Raw genomic sequence first — 17875 nt, 5'->3', positions numbered from 1 at the left:
CGTGCCTACTCAACCACCGGGGGGGCTAAATAGTTAAAAAGCCCGAATCGCACATACGCAGATGTTCATGGATTTGCTGGCATTGCCCCAGTTTCCATTGTCTAAGATAAACTCGTATGCGGAAAGATTGCTGGCAGCGGACTGGGTCGACGTCCAGTAATATGAAGTTCCAAAAACATCTCCACCCAGGGCCTGGCTTGCAGCGTCTATGTCAAAGACTTTTCCAGATCCCTTTCCGTTTGCATAAATCTGGAAAAGTTCTGCAAAGCTTGGAAAATACCAGCCGTTCTCAAACTCAGAGCCTGCTGCAATTCTGCTTAAAGCTTCACTTCCGATTGTCTGCGCATTATAATTCTTTGCAAAATAGAAGGCCGGATAATTCGCCTCAGTTGAGGTGTCATTAACTCCTTCAAAAGCTTCTATCTGTTCAAGGTTGTCGCTGCCGTTTTTGTCACCTGTAAAGGTTAATGAGACACCGCTTCCGCTTGCTGTACACTGGATTGTAGAAATTTGTTTGCTGTAAGCAGATGCGTCATTTGTGCACCATGCAAGCCCGCTTTTGTTATGCTTTAAGCCTACGCCAAGGGTACGTACGGTTGTTGTGTCACTTCCGTTGTTAAGTCCACTTTCTTTATAGAAAATCAGGGCAATTGCGGCCGCTTTTTGTTCATCAGATATTGTCATGCCTTCCACATAAGGCTCGGCACTTCCATCATTAAAGACAATATCGCCAACATTCTTTGCCTGGTCAGGTGTTTTACTTCCCATCCAGATTTGCTCCGGCCAGTAGTCGTAGCTATAGGCTGTAGTAGCATCTACCTGAACGTCGAACTTGACATAGAAAGGAGTTCCGCTCGGCGGGTCCAGGTAGGCTGGGTATGTAAAGCTCAGGACTGTTTCGTCCTTAACGCAGTCTGCGCCTTCATAAATTCCAACACTTACATTATTAAGTGTACCGGCTGTTGTTCCTACCTCTAATGGGTGTCCGGAACTATCTTTTACTATGATATTTATTGTACGTGTTGAGCCGCTTAGGCTCTGTCTCCACTGGCAGACATAATTGCCCGGGAAGCCCGGAGTTACGGTTACGGTGCCTGGGATTAGCTTGATTACACCAGAGTCATCAATTTCGTAATTAGCATTTTCAAGTTCGAAATAGCCTTTAACTGTGGCCAGATTTGTTGAAACATTTGAGAAATTAAAAATCTGTTTAGTAAAGCTTGGAGCGGATGAAGTTCCGGCATAGTAAGCTGTGGGTTTAAGTTTTATGACTTTTGTACTTGTAATAAGAAAATCTGAACCTAATACAATCGGATAGTTTGTACCATTACTAAGATAGAAAGTATTATCGCCGGTATATGAGGTATTTGTAATTGTATTTGTACCATAGAAAGTCAAGTCTCCTGCATTAAAGAGAATTGTTCCCAAACGTGTTGCCTGATTATCTGTAAAGGAAGCTCTATCTAAGATTAGAGGATTATTTCTTGCTTCATTATAAATAGCTCCACCATCTTGTGCCATATTTGAAATGAAACTTGATTGCTGAAAACGGACATTAGAAAGTATAGTTGCATGTATTGCACCACCTGTCGTTGTTGCATAGTTATATGAAATGGTAATGGTACTGGCAATAATTTTTCCAGCAGCCCATATAGCGCCACCATTACCTGACTGACATTTTGTAATTGTACAGTTTTGGAAATCGAGGACTCCGCCAGAATAAACACTTATTGTTGTTGCAGTGCTGCAGTTATTTCTTAAAGTAACATTCTGCATATTTAATGTTACTTCAGCAGGAACTGTTATAAGACCTGCACTTACATTGACACCCTTGTTATACCCATCAGAAACATTCGCATCGTCAGCTAAAGCCGGTGCATTTGCTGCATCACTTTCTCTCCAGTCTGCACCACCGTCGATTATAATATTTTCTAATGTAATAGTTCCATGTGAAGGTTTAATAAGGTAATCATCTGTAAAGCCGGAATATCTCTTCAGTATTGCTTTACCATATTGGCCACCGCTACTTGAATCTAATGACAAACCAGTTAATTGTCCAATATCACTTGTGATAGCAGACTTAACATACAAAACAGGATTCTTATCTGAATCAGCATTCTTAAGCCATTTTAATGCACCTGCTATAGTTCTTGCCGGAGTAGTTGGATTAAAGGCCAAATTATTGTTATTACCGGTAGCAGGATCAATATATGCAATATGTGATTTAACGCTAACATAAATATCAGTATTAGTAGTAACTGTTGCAGGAATGATGTAGTTTGAGCCAGTAATTGTTAGGGCTGTTCCGTTTAATGTTTCCAGAGTATAACCAGCAAGAGTTATATGCTCACCATTTTCATTCTCTATATATTGAGACGGTAATTCTGTTTCGTGACCTTGTGTATGACTTTGTACTAAGCCCCATTCTTCGCACTGATCCTCTGTAAGTTCAATACAATCGCTGTCTGTAGTCGCTGCCTGGTTTGCAAGATAATAAGTGATTTTGCAGACTCTGTTCCATTTTGCGTAATAATTTTTATCACCAAGAGAAGTTTCATTGGTGATAATAAATTTAGTATATGGGCCATCTGTAAAAGTATCATCTTTGTACCAGCCGGCAAATTCATAACCGGCACGACTCAGTGTTGGTAAGTCAAAAGTTTCTGTATGAAGGGAATAGTTTTCGACATAAGAACCTGTCTGAAGAGATCCTCCGTCTTCATGATAAGTAATAGTATAAAGATTATTTAGATCTATGTAATTTGAAGAAAAGCTGGTAAAACCACCTTTTACACGGACAATTTCGCTATAGGTATTTAAAAGGATTTTTTTTGCAGCGTCGGCGTAAAATTTAATCTCTATACGATAGTGACCTGCTATAACAGGATTAGTTGCCGCGTCACGAGTAAAAGTTACAGATTTATATGTATTAGTTACAACAGTAAGATTTCCACTTGCAATTTCGGTATCTGAAGGATATTCAAAAAGTCTGTAAGTTGCGGCTACAGCGGCTCCTTCAAAATCCAGATACAGTTTGATACCGCCTTCAGTAGAATTGCTTGTAAGAGTAAAACTTACATCCTTTACAAGACCTGTCTCTACCTCCACAGTTTCTGTTTCAGATGTAAAGGTCTTTCCATTATTTATTACAGTAAGCTTAAGATCCCAAGTCCCAAGTTCAATCATTACAGAACTAATGGCGTAATAACTGTTCCATTCCTTAATTGTTGATGTTACACCGTTGCGAGTTCCGCTAAGAGTAACTTTTGTAATTGTATCATATTCAATTTGCGGCAAAGCGGTACGCGAAGCCAAACCATTAAGCTGATTAGGATTAATTTTGATTTGAATGGTACCTTTATCAACTTTTGTTTTTGGAGTCTCTGTTGGCTGATTTTGATTTTCTGTTATTTGCGAACTATCATCTCTAACAGTGTTTTCACAGGAAGTAAAATTACCGGCAGAAAGGATGACAAGCATAATCATCATCAAAGAGAAAAATCTGAATTTTGTTTTTAATGTTTTCTTCATACTTTTCTCCTAGCTCTTTGTAAGAGTTCCCTGCCATGAGTAATAATCTGTACCCTGTCTAACTACAAGGGTGATATTATAAATTCCAGGGAACAATGCACCTGTACCAATTTCAAGAACATTTGTTGAAGATGATGATTGATATACTCCATCAAAATACCATCTGTATTCATCATAGCCGGTAGAAGCTGTAAATGTGTATGTTGAACCAGAAACAGTTGGTCCGCTTACCAGGCCTGGAATATCTGAATCAGGACTTTCTTCAAAGGTAATGCCAACTAAAACATCACCACCTTCTACAATCATATCATCCCAATATACATAGAAGGTCTTGTTTGAAGTAATAGTGATATAGTTACTGCCTCTCCATTGTCCCTGGTTATCGGTTGTTTCATACCAACCCCATCTACTGTATTTAACATTAGGAGCTCCATTCACCATAGGAACATTAGCAGACTCATCATAACCATAAATTGTTTTTCCGCTTGTTACCCAGATTTCTCCAAGATCTGTATACCAGCTATAATCACTATATGCATGACCTACAGAATATCTTGAATTACGGGCAACCCGTACCTTTTTATTTGGGAAAGCACCATATTTATCAATATAAGTTACTGTAACTAAATCTGAAGACCATACGGCATAGAAATCCATATCTTGAGTAATCGTAAATGAATCTCCAGGATATTTCTTTACACCACCACTTGGAGTATCAGACCAGCCCATAAATCCATAACCATCACGTGGTCTGAACATATAGTCTGCAAATACATTTTCTGTATTAATCTGATAATCCCAACGCGTTTCTTCTCCAGAACCATCATTCTTATGATATGTAATTGTTCTAACTTCTACCCAGCGGCCATAGAGAGTCATATCTTCTGTTACAGGTTCAGAAAAGTTATACCACTGAGTAAGTTCTTTATCTGTACACCAGTTCCACAAAACCCAGTTGCCCTGTCTTTCTACATTAGGCCATTGCAGTAAATCACCTTCAGGCATAATAACTGGGTCAAGTTCTACTCCCGGCCAGTTGGTAACAAAAGTGATTGTACATTTCTTTTTCCAGATGGCATAAAGACTTTCATCTGTAATTCCAGGTCTGATTGAGTTTATGTAATTTTTCTCATTGAAAGTAAAATAGTTTGGCATCTGCTTTGAGCCAGTTTCTGAATTACAAAGATACTGCCAGCCAACTAAAAGTGTGTCATCATGAACGTATGAAGGAAAGTCCGAATTAGAAATTGTTTTTCCAGTTATAAAAATTTTATCTATATGTTGAGAATTAAGATCGGGATATTCATAAAAGGAATAAGTAACACCAACATCTTCTTCAATATGAGCTCTAAGGTCACCGTTAAATTCAAAATTAAAACCTTCGCATGCAGTGAATATAAATAGAAGAATTGTGAAGAAAAGGTATTTGATTTTAGAAGTTTTGAAAATCTCACGCATTACATCTACTCTCCATAAATACTAGAAACTGAATCCTATTCCTACATAAGGATTAAGAATTCCAATATTCATATCTGGAATAAACAGATTGTAAAAATCTGCACCTATTTCCATCGTAACTAATCTTGATGGAATGAATATAACAGAAAGACCACCGCCTGCTGTGAAATATCCGAAATTCGAAGTCTTATTCTCTTTATTATTTTCGTAAATTTCAGAATAGTCAACTCTTTCTTGAATAAGAGCTATTCCGCCTCCACCCTTAATCTGATACCAGACTTTCTTTGGTTTAAAGCGGAATCTGAAAACAAAATTATTCTGTAGCATCAGGGTATTAAGATTGAGTTTATAATATTCATTTTCAGATTTGAATTGAGTTCCAATTCCGTTGACTTCCATACCAAATCGAAGCTTTTCTGTATGAAGTGGAAGCCAGCCAACCTGTCCTGTAAAGGAAAGATTAATAAATGATTTTTCTATATAGTTTTCTAAGAAGTCGCCATCATATATTGGAACGCCAACTCCAACTCCGCCAATAACATAGAACTGACGATAGTAATTAAGCCAGTGTTCACGGCGCTTTTCTTTTGCAAGACGTTTTTCTTCTTCGCGTGCAAGTCTTTCTTCTTCGGCACGTTCTGCTTCTTCAAGAGCTAAGCGTTCAGCCTCTTCTCTTTCACGTTCAAGACGTTCCTCTTCTTCAAGCTGTCTTGCAATCTCCTGACGTTCTGCTTCTTCTCGGGCAAGTCGTTCCTGCTCTTCTCTTTCTGCCTGCTCAATTGCAAGTCGCTGGGCTTCTCTTTCGGCTTCACGTTCTGCTTCCTCGCGGGCCAGTCTTTCTGCTTCCAGTCTTGCCGCTTCTTCTTTTTCTTTTGCTATTCTTTCTGCTTCAAGGCGTTCTCTTTCTTTTCTTTCTTCTTCCTCTTTGGCAGCAGCAATTCTTTCTTCTTTAATTACATCCTTTACTTCAAAAGCTTCTGACTCAGTAGAAAGACCACTTGGGTTTGTAATTACAAGTTTCCAGTTTCCTTCAGGTACATCTGTAAAGCGGACTTTAGTTGCTTTATGAGTTTCTGAAGCAGAAAGTCCAACAGCAGGAGCACCAGCGGCCGCGGCAAGTACAAGCTTACCACGAATCTTTGCACCGCTTGCAATATTTACAAGTTCTGCAACTGTATCTGCAGTAACGTCATCTACATCAAGATTAATTTCTAGAGTTTTACCATCTTCCTGAAGGGCTTCAAGATTTTTTGTATGCTCAATAGCAGGCTGCTTAGCAACGACAACTTCAAAGCTGATCCAGTTTGTAGAAACAGCTTCACGCCCCAATAAATCGTAAGCGGTAATTTTATATTTATAAGTTCCTTCTTTAAGTGAAAGACTGATTGAGTTATTTTCAGTTGTAACAGAGTTTATGATTTTTCCAGTACTGTCCTGAATCTCTACCTTATATTCAAGTACGTTAGCGTCTGCACTCCACTGCAGAGTCTGCTTAAAGTTCTGAGCAAACAGTGGTGTAACGCCCGCTCCATAAAACAGGCAGAACAGGAAAACGAGAAGCTTAACTGTAAAAAATCTTTTACTCTTCACTGTACATCCTGCCGTTATTATCTGGTGTTATGAGTTTTGGAGTATCAAATTTAATTGTAAAGGTTGATTTTGATACAGGAGATCTTCTCTCTTCAAATCCATCTTTTGCATAACTGAATGCAGTTACATTCCATTCAAATGTTCCAATATCTAAAACAGAAAGCTTTCTTAAACGAACCTTATTACCCTTCACTCCTTTTTCTGAATAAACCTTAGTAAGCTTTCCATTAACATCTCTTCTGTAGATTACAAAATTATATTCTGTTGCATCTGGAACAGGATCCCATTCAAAAGAGATTGATCGGTTCTTTTTGAGGAATAAAGAATCCATAACAAATCCCTTTTGAGGGTTTGAAAGATTTGGAAGCTGTAAATCTTTTACAGGAGAAACTGTAAAGCTTACAGGCTGTGAGTTAATAGGGATTCCACTTTGTGTACTTGCAACAATCTGCCATGTATAACTACCAGTCGTTAGGCGTGAAACCGAGGCAGTATTTTTATTTACCTTAAAGCGTTCTACTTCTTTGAGGCTTCCGTCATTCTGTCGTTTTTTGAGGATAAACTCTGCGCTTGCAGTTTTATCACTTCCGTCTTTCCATGTGAAAGTTACAGGAGTACGGAGTGCAGAGAGTCCGTCTATTGTTTCTAGAGCAGCTGGTCTAATTGCTGTAAGCGAAGTTGGAGTTCTTACAGAAAAATCTACAGTTTCTACAGGACCAGTTCTGATTGGTGAAGTTTCTGTTGGAGAAGCAACAGCCTGAATTCTTACGGTGTAAGCTGCATCTGGAAGTGCAAAGTTTGCTGTAGTTCCGGCTGCTTCAGGTTTTTCTGCAACAAGATTATTTTCTTCATCATAGATTTTTACATTGTAATAATCAGCACCCTGAACAGGAGTCCATTTTACTTTTACAGAACTGTCTTTTGCTTTTACAACTTCTGTGTTTTCTTTGATGTTTGTTACAGTTGGAGCAATCAATTCTTTCTGTACAAAAAGATGATTAGGCTGAGTATATTCCAAAGTTCCATCAGGATTTTCTGTTGCAACACGCCAGTAGTATTCACCCTGTGGAAGAGAAAGATTTTCAAGTGTTGTACCAGATACAGTCTTTTCAACCTTAACTGAATCAAAGTTTGGAGAACTTGAAACCTGTACAATTGATTCTTTATTTTTTGCTTCATCTGCAGGCTTCCACATAAAACGGACAGAAGAAAGCTTTGAACTTTCTGTGCTGTATTCTTCCGGCGGATACAAAAGCTTTGTAGGAACGCTCACATATTTTGAAACACTGAAAGTTCTAACTCCAGACTCAGGAGAAAGATCATCTGTTTCTGAAGAATTACGAACTACCTTCCAGTAATAGTGCTGCCCGTCATTTTCTGGAATATCAAACTTTACATTTGCACGCTGGCCGGCTGTATGTTTTGTTGCAACGACATCTTTAAAATCTTTATCTTTTGCAATTATCAAATCATAAGTTGCCTTAATTTCTGACTGCCAGCTGAAGTTTACAGAAGGAGTTTCCTTGTAATGGATTTCTGCTTCCTGTAAAGGCACTGTAAGAGACGGAGGATTAATTCCATCAGTTTTTTCTATATTAAAGGATTCAACCTTACTTGCTCCAGCCGCTGCATAGCCGAGCGCATTAATTTCATAATACGGAGTAACCTGCCAGTACCACTGACCGTTACCAATTGAATCAATCTGAACAGTTGGAGATTCAACAACTTTTTCTTCAATAACATTCTGCATGTCTGGGGTTGAAGAAATTTTTAACAGATAATTCTGAGCGTATTCATTTCCTTCCCATCGGAAGTTTACTTCTGGATTTCTGTTGCGGTATTTTAAAGTTCCTTCCGGAGCCGGAGAAATAAGATCCAGAGGTTTTGCAGATTCAACGGAAATCTTCCCTTCAGTTGCTTCTTCTTCATTTCCATCAGGGAATACACGCCAGTAAACAGTTCCTTCTGAAAGGCTGATTAAAGCATCATTTTTAGAAGCTATGATTTTTTCTTCTTTGATATCAGAGAAATCTTTTTTAGTTGAAGTCTGAAGCACTACAGGTTCATTTGAATTTGTTTTATTCCATTCAAGTTTTACAGGAACCTTCTCGCCTTCAATATTGAGGACACGCAGCTCCGGCGGAATTGAAGTAACGGTAACAGATTTTTTACTGATTTCGCCACTACTCTTTACACTCAAAGATTCACCGGCAGCAATCGCTTCTGTACTTCCAGAAGAGCCGGTAACTACAGCAGAACCGTTCTGAACTTCTACAGTCTTTGGTCCGCTTGAGCCTGAAGTAGTTTTTGCAGAAAGGCTTGTTCCACCACTCGCCTGAACTTTAGAACCGTCGCTCAAAGTAAGCTGAACTTTTCCGTTATCAGAAGATTCAAGCTGAAGGTTACCATTACCAACAGAAATCTGAACACCTTCAAAGTCTGAGTAGTAAACCTGAATCATTGTGTTTTCATAAATGTTTACTTCAGAGCCATCATTAAAAGTAATTACTGCTTCTGCAAGATCTGCGGTACGAACAAGGTCACCATTATAAAGAGGAGTTGATTTATCAATACGTTCCCATACAACGCGGTCGTCGAACTTGCGCTGAGCAATTCGATTTTTAAAAGTGATTATCGCAATTTTTTCTTTATCTGTTCGCCGTGCGGTACTGTTTAAATCCTTCCAGAAGGTATAGCCGAAAAAGCCTGCCACCGAAAGGCACAATACAACCACAAAGGTATCAAGAACCGGCGACTTGAATCTTGTTCTCTTCCGCATCCAAATTCACCTTTCCAAAATCAGGTTCAGCAATACCAAGCAGCTTTCTCATTTCTGAGAGAGTCTTTGGTCCCTTAGGACCTACGGCTTTCTCACAATCTTTATCAAGGACAAAGTCTTTATCAAAGCTGAAGAATTTTTCTATATCAAAGCCAGGCATATTAACAACACCAAAGAAGTGCTGCTTACCCTTTCCTTTTACTTCAAAATCAACAGGAATCTGTTCAACAATAAGTTCGCAAGGCTGATTTTCCGGTTTGATTGTAAAATTATTTTCCTTACACTTAATGAAATCTTTTTTGAGAATATCGTAAGTATCCTGTGTAATCAGAGTGTCGGTTCCACAAGGCTTGTTAGAAGCTTCAGTACGGCTTGCAAAGTTTACAGCATCACCAATCGAAGTATATTCCATCTTATCAAAGCTTCCCATAAAGCCGACTGTTGCACGACCAGAGTTCAGACCGGCACCAATTCTGATGTGTGGCTTGTATTTTGCAAGAGGCTCTTTTTCGTGAGCCTTTGTAAAAGCTTCTGCTTCCTTGTTGTAAAGCATGAGGGAATAACGCATTGCCATACAGCAGGTGATTGCGGCAAGGGCATCGCGGCGAACGTAAGCATCGTGATGAGCTTTTGCTTTTTTGTATGCTTTGCTTTGCGGAGGAAGAAGTTCCCAGTCAAGGCTTTCATTACGGAGAACTCCCCAGGCAGCCATAATAGCGTCACCTTCAAACTTGTCTACAGTTCCGCCGGTACGAGTAATACACGAAACCATGCGGCTCATGTAGTCATTCAAGAAGCTGATGATTTCTGCAGCTGATTTTTCTCCAAAGCGATTTTTGAAGCCGTCTGAAATTGCAGTAAAGCCGCGGATATCGCTGAAGAAAATTGTTATATCTTTAAGGTGAGGCTCAAAGTCAATTTCCTTTTTGATGATAGCCTGAGTTACACCTTTGTTTGTAAGCTTTGTAAAAGTATTTAAGATTTCGCGTTCGTGCTTTGTAGAGTTTGCAAGAACACCAATTTCATCTTTATGAGTTTTTTTGATTTCGGAAAAGAGCTCTGTGTTAAAGTTTCCGTTATTGATTTCGTTTACAATTGCAGTAAGTATTTTCAGCGGGCGGCTGAGAGACTTAGAGAAAAAGTAAATGATGAGAATTGAAAGAGCAAGGATGATTGCAGAAATGTAGAGATTTCTTCTTGTGGTTTTTCTTACACCTTCAAGGATGATGTAGGTCTGTACGGTTGTGATAACGGCACAGTCTCCAAAAGAAAGTTTTCTGAAGGCACCAATATATTCAACATTTTCTTTTGTATGATATGTAATCTGGCTATTGTTAGCAGCACTTTCCTGCATTGCTTTAACAATCGGGTTTGAGCTCTCGTCTGCGGCGCTCATCATGAGTGAGTTGTCGCTGTGAACTAGAATTGTGCCGTCTTTGTTTACAAAGAACGACTGGTTTACGCTGCCGGAAGAAAAGCTTTCGCTGAGGTCCTCGGCGGAGAACAGGAAGGCGATGACGCTGTTTGTATTGGCTGAGGTCTCGGAATTGGCTGAAGTCTCGGAATTGGCCGAGGACGCTGAATTAACCGAAGACGCCGCGCCACTAGTTGCCGGGTAAAAGAACGACAATACCGGAACATTGAAAAATGGCGATGCGTTATGAAGTTCAAGATAACCGTTTGCAGCTTTTTGAATTAAGTCGTTTTCCTGTAAAAAATAATTTAAGGCAGACTCAGGTTCGAGTTCCTGAGAGATGAAAAATTCTGTATTTGTGAAAAGGCGGCCAGTATCCGGGAGGTAGACCGCCGCGATAGATTTGTTGCGGCCGAAAAACAGATTTTCCATAGATTTAATTTCTGTTGTGTTTTCGCCAGCGGTGTTTAAGAGGTCGATGAACATAGCAACACTGGACAGGGCCGAAGTGATTCGGTTTTCTGTATCGGAGGCGGTGCGGCTGTTGATTGTAAGGTTGTTTTCTTCGGCGTTGTTGCGGACGTCGGCGGTTACGAAGTATGAGACCGCATAGGTCACGCCACCAAGCGCAACCAGAACTATCATAGAAATAATTGAAATTAACTTTAAACCAATCGGGTGTTTAACTCTCTCCGCCTGATTTTTCTCTACCTTTTTTTTCATATGTTACTGTCCATAAAATCAATTAATTATACAATAAATTTAAGCATTCTGTCATTGCCGGCAAATGCCGACAATCCCGTTTATTTATTATCGGCAAGACCTTTAATTAATCCGGAAATTTTTTGAAAATTTTCTTCGGTAGCTGAAAAATCTATAACTGTACTTCCTGGGATTCCACGAATATAGGTATATTGTTTTTTTGCGTATTTACAGCTGTGATGTTTTATTTCTTCTTTGATTTTAGGGAGATCTTCTTTTCCACGAACCGCGCCTTCATCATCAAACCATTCACTGTAGCCAATGGCTTTCATGCCCGGTGTTTCTTTATCATAACCTTTTTGAAGCAAAGCCTGAACTTCTTCTTCAAGCCCCTCTTCAAACATCAAATCTACCCTCTTACGGATTCTTTCATAAAGCACATCTCGCTGAGGTTCAAGCACTAAAAACAGAAAATCATACTGCTTTCGAAGCTCTGGCTCAATTTTGAATTCACTTCTGGTTTTACCTGAAAGATAATACACTTCCAGCGCACGGCAGATTCTATAAGCATCATTAGGATGGATTTTTACGGCACTTTGAGGGTCTATTGCTTTGAGTTCATTATAAAGAGCTTCATTTCCTTCGCGGGCAATCCGTTCTTTTAATTCATTACGAAGTTTTTCATCTGAAACTGGAGTTGGAGCAATTCCATATAGAAAACTTCTGATATAAAAGCCAGTACCGCCGCAAATTACAGGAAGTTTTCCACGCTCATATATATCATGGCACGCCTTATCAGCAAAATCGATAAAATCAGAAACATTAAACTGCTGATCTGGCTCAAGAAGATTTATAAGATGATGAGGAATTTCAGTGCAAAGCGCAGCATCCGGTTTTGCAGTACCAATATCCATTCCTTTGTAAACTGCCTGAGAGTCTGCGCTGATTATTTCTGCGTTTAAAATAAAATGACTGCCTTGAGGTGAAAAAAGTTCCCTCGTTAAGGCAGTCTTTCCAGATGCTGTGGGCGCAAAAATAACAAGAACTGGTATCTTGCTTTCTGCATCCTTAATACTATTCTTTGTGCTCAATACGGTAAGTTACTCTTTTAGTAAAAAGCTGTTTTGCTGCTGCACAAACAACCTTATCCTGATTTGCAGCGATTTCAGGGTCATTAACCTTTGCCATCTGATAAGCACGAAGACTTGCTGCTACTGTAATTTCATAGATATTATCGTTGAATTCAACCAACTGTTCCAAAGGAAAAACCATTCTAATACCCCTCAAAGATAATAGAATATATTAACAATTATAGTAGTTATTGTCAATTAGGAATATTACAGTCATTCCGAACGTAACAGTCACCCCGACTTGTTTCGGGGTCTCTATTTCACTAGATGCTGAAACAAGTTCAGCATGACGAAGTGTAGATTATATTACGAGCTTTTCTAGCCGCCCCGGTCGTTCCCGAATCACAGCGCTGCATAGTCATTACAATTGTGATTTTACTTTCCAGATCTACACTTACATAAGGCCCCAGCCAGCCATCCCAACCAAACTCCCCTTTATTTGTAATTACATTGCATGAGCCGGGCTTTGCAGCAACTCTTAAAAGATTACAATAAGTATATCCTGCAAGATGAGGCATTTTCATATCAAACCGCTGCTGAAGAGCAGGCATAAGACGGGCCTTGCTAAGGTAGCGCACAGTATTTTCACTAAGAATACGGTGACCTTCCAGCTGGCCGCCATTTGTAAGCATAAGGGCAAACTTCATATAATCATCAACTGTAGAACAAAGACCTGCGCCTCCGCTTTCAAAAGCAGGCTGATGGTTCATTTTATCCTGAATACCAAGGTTACATGAGGTAAAAAGCTGGCCACCGGCATGGTAAACTTTTGCTAAACGGCTCTGTTTGTCTTCCGGTACATAAAAATCTGTATCATTCATTCCAAGAGGCTTAAAGATACGCTCTTTCATAAAATGGCTAAGCTTTGTTCCGGCAACTTCTTCAATAACGGCGCCAAGGATGTCTGCGGAAAGGCCGTAATTATAGTCTGTACCAGGCTCAAAGCTTACAGGAATGTCTGCAAGGCGGCGGGCTACTTCTCTTGTTGTGATTTTATTAGGACCATCTTCGGCTTCATCATTATTAAGTTCTGCAATAAGGTCTGATGTAAGGTGTTCTCCAAGCGGGCTGTCTTCGCTCCAGGCTCCGTAGGTATAGCCGCTTGTCATATTCAAAAGGTCTGATATAAGAATTGGGCGGCTTGCAGGACGTGGATTTCCCTTTCGCCCCTTGTCTGTACATACTTTTAGATTTTTGAATTCAGAAAGATAGCGGAAAAGCTCATCAGCAAAATCAAGTTTTCCCTCTTCAATCAAAATCATGGCCGCAACGGCTGTAACCGGCTTAGACATTGAATAAAGTCTCACTATTGTGTCTCGGTTATAGGCTCTGCCTGCTTCTAGATCAGCCAAACCAGACTGCCAGTAACCGATTTCCTTACCATCTTTACAAACCAGCAGATTAAGGCCGGCTGCTTCCTTTTTTTCTACAAAATCATCTAAAACTAACTGTACTTTATCAGAATTCTTAAAAATCATAATACAATCATAACATATTATGAGTTTAATAACATCAAAGAGTTTACTTATAAAAAAAGACCTGTGAGATTCACAGGTTTTTTGAAGAATCAAATATTAGGTTGATTATTTCTTCATGAGGTAAAACTCTTCTGACGTATAATAATCACCTTTAGTTTGCTTAACTTCACCAAAATATTTTGTATGATCGGCATTTGTTTTGATTGTAAGACCATAAGCCTCACTTAAAACATCACTAAGTAACATATTATCCAATTCTGATTTAGGAGCATCTCCTTCTTCTTCAAATGTTGCAACTCTTCCATTTACAGTACATCCATTTTCTTTTAACTGAGCAATCTCTGCTTCAGTTGGATCATTATCAAGAGTAAGAGTTCCTGACTCTTTTTCATAACCATATGTAAAAGTAACATTACTACCTGCTACTGTAAACTCAACTTTTCTAAAGTTGATCATTTCAATGACACCACTACCAAAAGGATACTCACTACCCATATCAGATGTAGGTATTTTACCAGCATCTTTTACAGATGCTACCCAATCTCCATCAGTTACTTCAATGTCATTTACATCGATAGTAATTGAAACATCATCCTTTGAGAAAAGAGGAGCATCCTTTGCTGGCTGTTCTTCTTCTACGTTGTTTTTACAACCTGCGAACATTGCTGCAGCTACCAAAAGAAGTGCAGTAACTTTTACTAATTTTTTCATTTTTTCGACCTCCTAAGTCCAGCAAGCCAACGCTTGCTTAAATAATTTGTTATGATATAGAACTATACAAAAAAAAAGCACTTTGGCAACTTTTTCACTTTATAAATATGCATTCATTATTTTTTAGCCAATAGAAATCCTGTTTTTGCGTTTTCTATTGGCTATATCTTTATTTATAAACTTACTGAAAAATGATTTTCGGCCAATAGAATATGCAATTTATCAATTTCTATTGGCTGGGAAATGAGAAATTAGTGAGTTGAGTTTAGATTTATTCCTTTTTTTCATTATTAATTATCTTTCAAGCCAATAGATTTTAAATAATTGGCAATTCTATTGGCTGTAAAGTAAAAAAATCATAAAAACAATCCCATTAAAGGCCAATAGAATTTGCATTTTTTGAATTTCTATTGGCTGGAATTACCCAAAAAGTGTGATTTCGACTCCATAAAAGTAAATATTTCAACTTTATTACTGAAAAATCTTAATTGTATAAAAGGACGATATGGAATATAATCGAGGCATAATTTAGTTAAAGGTTTAACAAAACTCATAAAATGGATTGCCTCGTCGCTGCGCTCCTCGCAATGACGAAATATACCGTCATTGCGAGCGCAGCGAAGCAATCCACTCTATGGGATGACAGATTATAAAAGGAAAAAAAAGCTATGGGAAACAAAGAACTTATTGAAAGCGGCAATGCCGTTCTTGGAATTGAATTCGGTTCAACACGTATTAAGGCTGTACTGATTAACGACAAATATGAGCCAATTGCGGGCGGTTCATACACTTGGGAAAATACCCTCGATAACGGCATTTGGACTTACCCTCTTACTCAGATTCATGAAGGTCTTCAGACCTGTTACGCAGACCTTAAAAAGGACGTTCAGGAAAAATACGGCGTAAAGCTTACAAAGTTCCGTGCCGGTGGTATTTCTGCAATGATGCACGGCTATCTTGCTTTTGATAAGGATGAAAAACTTCTTGTTCCTTTCAGAACCTGGCGCAACACTATTACAGGCGCTGCTTCTAAAGAGCTTTCAGACCTTTTCAACTTCCCTGTTCCAGAGCGCTGGTCTGTTTCTCACCTTTATCAGGCTATTTTGAACAAAGAGCCACATATTTCTAAGATTGAAAACGTATACACTCTCGCAGGCTACATTCACTACATGCTCACCGGCAAGAAAGTACTTGGTGTTGGCGATGCAAGTGGTATGTTCCCTGTAAAATATGATAACGGCAAGGCTGACTACAATCCTGATTTCAAGGCTAAGTTTGAAGCTCTTGATGGCGTAAAAGCTCTCGGCCTCAAGCTCGACAATGTTTTCCCTAAGATTTTAATGGCTGGAGAAGCTGCCGGCGAACTTACTGAAGAAGGTGCTAAGTTCCTTGATCCTACAGGAGACCTCCAGGCTGGTATTCCATTCTGTCCACCAGAAGGAGATGCAGGAACTGGTATGGCTGCTACAAACTCTGTTGCCGCTAAGACTGGTAACATCAGTGCCGGAACTTCTGTATTCAGCATGGTTGTTCTCGAAAAAGACCTTAAGAAAGCTTACCCTGGAATTATTGATATCGTAACTACACCGGCAGGACTTCCTGTTGCAATGGTACACGCTAATAACTGTACTGGCGAGCACAACTACTGGATGGATCTCTTCTACGAAGTTGCAACTCTTATGTGTGGTGAAGCAAACGTTCCTAAGATTGGTAAGTTCTTTGATAATCTGATTGGAAAATCTCTCGAAGCTGATAAAGACTGCGGCGGCTTGCTCGCTTACAACTACCTTTCTGGTGAAACAATTACAGGCTTTAACTCTGGACGCCCATTGTTTGCCCGCGCAGAAAATGCTAAATTCAATGTTGCAAACTTTATGCGTGTTCAGATGTTCGCATCTCTTGGCGCACTTCGTGCAGGTATGAATATTCTTTATGATGAAGAAAAAGTACCAGTAGAAAGCATGACAGGTGCCGGCGGATACTTTAAGACAGAAGCTGGTTTGAAATACATGGCTGCTGCTATGAAGACTTCGGTTAGTGCTATGGAAACAGCCGGTGAAGGTGGCCCTTGGGGTATGGCATTGCTCGCTGCATTTGCAGCTGAAGGCAAGAAAGACCTCGGAGACTTCCTGAACAAAGAAGTATTCGGCAACTGTAAGAAGGCAACATCTGCACCTGAAGCTGACTTGGTTGAAAGCTTCAACATTTATTTTGAAAGATATATGAAAGGGCTGGCTATCGAAAAGGCTGCCGTTGAAAATTTATAAAATGTGGTTTCGACAGGCTCAACCACCAGTACGAAAAATACGGTGGTTGAGCTTGTCGAAACTACCGCTATTAACGAGGAAATAAAATGACTTATGAAACACTAAGACTTCAGGCTTACGAAGCTAATATGAAAATTCCCGAGAACCATCTTGCTCTTTATACATGGGGCAATGTTTCTGCTTTTGATAAGGACAAGGGAGTTTTCGCAATTAAACCTTCTGGAGTTCCTTACCCTGAACTCACACCAGAATCAATGGTAATTATTGATCTGGATGGAAAGAAAGTAGACGGTTCTTTGAATCCTTCAAGCGACACCCCTACTCACGCAGTTCTCTACAAAGAGTTTGCTGTAAATAAAGGCGGCGAAGTTGGTGGAATCATTCATACACACTCAACATGTGCTGTTGCATGGGCTCAGGCAGTTCGCTCAGTTCCACTTTTTGGAACTACTCACGCTGATCATATTCAGAAATCAGTTCCTTGCACTCCATACCTTAGCCGCGAAGCTGTTGAACGCGACTATGAAAAAGAAACGGGTCTTTTGATTGTAAAGCACTTTGAAGAACTTGGCCTTAATCCTAGCGAAGTAAACATGGTTCTCTGCGGAGGCCACGGACCATTTGCCTGGGGCAAGAACGCAGACAAGGCAGTTTACAACGGAACAGTTCTCGAAGAAATCTGTAAGATGGCAATGTACACTCTGCAGATTCGTCCTGATGCAATAGAGCTTCCAGACTATATTGTAAACAAACACTATATGAGAAAGCACGGTCCTAACGCATACTACGGACAGGGCAAGTAAGAACATCAATAA

11 protein-coding genes are annotated in these 17875 nt (G+C 39.5%); 2 read left to right on the top strand and 9 right to left on the bottom strand.

Annotated features, from left to right (window positions below; all coding sequences use genetic code 11):
• Positions 1-33: 33 nt before the first annotated feature.
• The 9 genes from BM161_RS03205 to BM161_RS03165 form a co-directional block, all read right to left on the bottom strand.
• On the bottom strand, positions 34-3531 hold the full coding sequence (locus BM161_RS03205) for an InlB B-repeat-containing protein (RefSeq protein WP_074930458.1): 3498 nt from the start codon (positions 3529-3531) through the stop codon (positions 34-36).
• A 9-nt stretch (positions 3532-3540) separates the two neighbouring features.
• Positions 3541-4989, bottom strand: coding sequence for an InlB B-repeat-containing protein (locus BM161_RS03200; protein ID WP_074930456.1), 1449 nt, complete (start codon positions 4987-4989; stop codon positions 3541-3543).
• A gap of 21 nt (positions 4990-5010) precedes the next feature.
• The gene (locus BM161_RS03195; RefSeq protein WP_074930454.1) at positions 5011-6579 is read right to left on the bottom strand and encodes a hypothetical protein; all 1569 of its coding nucleotides are present in this window, start codon (positions 6577-6579) and stop codon (positions 5011-5013) included.
• Entirely contained in the window at positions 6569-9358 is a 2790-nt protein-coding gene (locus BM161_RS03190) for a FecR domain-containing protein (RefSeq protein WP_074930451.1), read from the bottom strand. The genes BM161_RS03195 and BM161_RS03190 overlap by 11 nt, the downstream gene beginning before the upstream one ends.
• The gene (locus tag BM161_RS03185) at positions 9321-11495 is read right to left on the bottom strand and encodes an adenylate/guanylate cyclase domain-containing protein (protein ID WP_074930449.1); all 2175 of its coding nucleotides are present in this window, start codon (positions 11493-11495) and stop codon (positions 9321-9323) included. The genes BM161_RS03190 and BM161_RS03185 overlap by 38 nt, the downstream gene beginning before the upstream one ends.
• Before the next feature lie 80 nt (positions 11496-11575).
• Positions 11576-12565 carry a tRNA (adenosine(37)-N6)-dimethylallyltransferase MiaA gene (miaA, locus tag BM161_RS03180; RefSeq protein WP_244882656.1) on the bottom strand — a complete coding sequence of 330 codons (990 nt, stop codon included), beginning with the start codon at positions 12563-12565 and terminating at the stop codon, positions 11576-11578.
• Positions 12549-12746 (bottom strand): DNA-directed RNA polymerase subunit omega, encoded by a 198-nt coding sequence (locus tag BM161_RS03175; protein WP_074930447.1) that lies wholly within the window; start codon positions 12744-12746, stop codon positions 12549-12551. The genes miaA and BM161_RS03175 overlap by 17 nt, the downstream gene beginning before the upstream one ends.
• Positions 12747-12885: 139 nt before the next feature.
• Positions 12886-14082, bottom strand: coding sequence for a serine hydrolase domain-containing protein (locus BM161_RS03170; protein WP_074930445.1), 1197 nt, complete (start codon positions 14080-14082; stop codon positions 12886-12888).
• A gap of 105 nt (positions 14083-14187) precedes the next feature.
• On the bottom strand, positions 14188-14793 hold the full coding sequence (locus BM161_RS03165; protein WP_074930443.1) for a hypothetical protein: 606 nt from the start codon (positions 14791-14793) through the stop codon (positions 14188-14190).
• 668 nt (positions 14794-15461) lie between these two features.
• Here BM161_RS03165 and BM161_RS03160 point away from each other — a divergent pair.
• Both BM161_RS03160 and araD read left to right on the top strand, forming a co-directional pair.
• Positions 15462-17060, top strand: coding sequence for a xylulokinase (locus tag BM161_RS03160; RefSeq protein WP_074930440.1), 1599 nt, complete (start codon positions 15462-15464; stop codon positions 17058-17060).
• Positions 17061-17146: 86 nt separating this feature from the next.
• A complete protein-coding gene (gene araD, locus BM161_RS03155) occupies positions 17147-17863 on the top strand; it encodes an L-ribulose-5-phosphate 4-epimerase AraD (protein WP_074930438.1) in 717 nt (238 codons plus the stop codon).
• Positions 17864-17875: the final 12 nt, after the last annotated feature.

The sequence above is a fragment of the Treponema bryantii genome (genome assembly GCF_900113965.1).
Taxonomy (GTDB): Bacteria; Spirochaetota; Spirochaetia; order Treponematales; family Treponemataceae; genus Treponema_D; species Treponema_D bryantii_A.
Note: the sequence above shows the minus strand (reverse complement) of the source record. Positions and strands in the feature narration are given on the sequence as shown.

What these genes read in the sequence shown, in the direction of transcription:
- BM161_RS03205 (WP_074930458.1), bottom strand. Translation starts at nt 3,531, where the DNA reads ATGAAGAAAACATTAAAAACAAAATTCAGATTTTTCTCTTTGATGATG.
- BM161_RS03200 (WP_074930456.1), bottom strand. Translation starts at nt 4,989, where the DNA reads ATGCGTGAGATTTTCAAAACTTCTAAAATCAAATACCTTTTCTTCACA.
- BM161_RS03190 (WP_074930451.1), bottom strand. Translation starts at nt 9,358, where the DNA reads ATGCGGAAGAGAACAAGATTCAAGTCGCCGGTTCTTGATACCTTTGTG.
- BM161_RS03185 (WP_074930449.1), bottom strand. Translation starts at nt 11,495, where the DNA reads ATGAAAAAAAAGGTAGAGAAAAATCAGGCGGAGAGAGTTAAACACCCG.
- BM161_RS03175 (WP_074930447.1), bottom strand. Translation starts at nt 12,746, where the DNA reads ATGGTTTTTCCTTTGGAACAGTTGGTTGAATTCAACGATAATATCTAT.
- BM161_RS03170 (WP_074930445.1), bottom strand. Translation starts at nt 14,082, where the DNA reads ATGATTTTTAAGAATTCTGATAAAGTACAGTTAGTTTTAGATGATTTT.
- BM161_RS03165 (WP_074930443.1), bottom strand. Translation starts at nt 14,793, where the DNA reads ATGAAAAAATTAGTAAAAGTTACTGCACTTCTTTTGGTAGCTGCAGCA.
- BM161_RS03160 (WP_074930440.1), top strand. Translation starts at nt 15,462, where the DNA reads ATGGGAAACAAAGAACTTATTGAAAGCGGCAATGCCGTTCTTGGAATT.
- araD (WP_074930438.1), top strand. Translation starts at nt 17,147, where the DNA reads ATGACTTATGAAACACTAAGACTTCAGGCTTACGAAGCTAATATGAAA.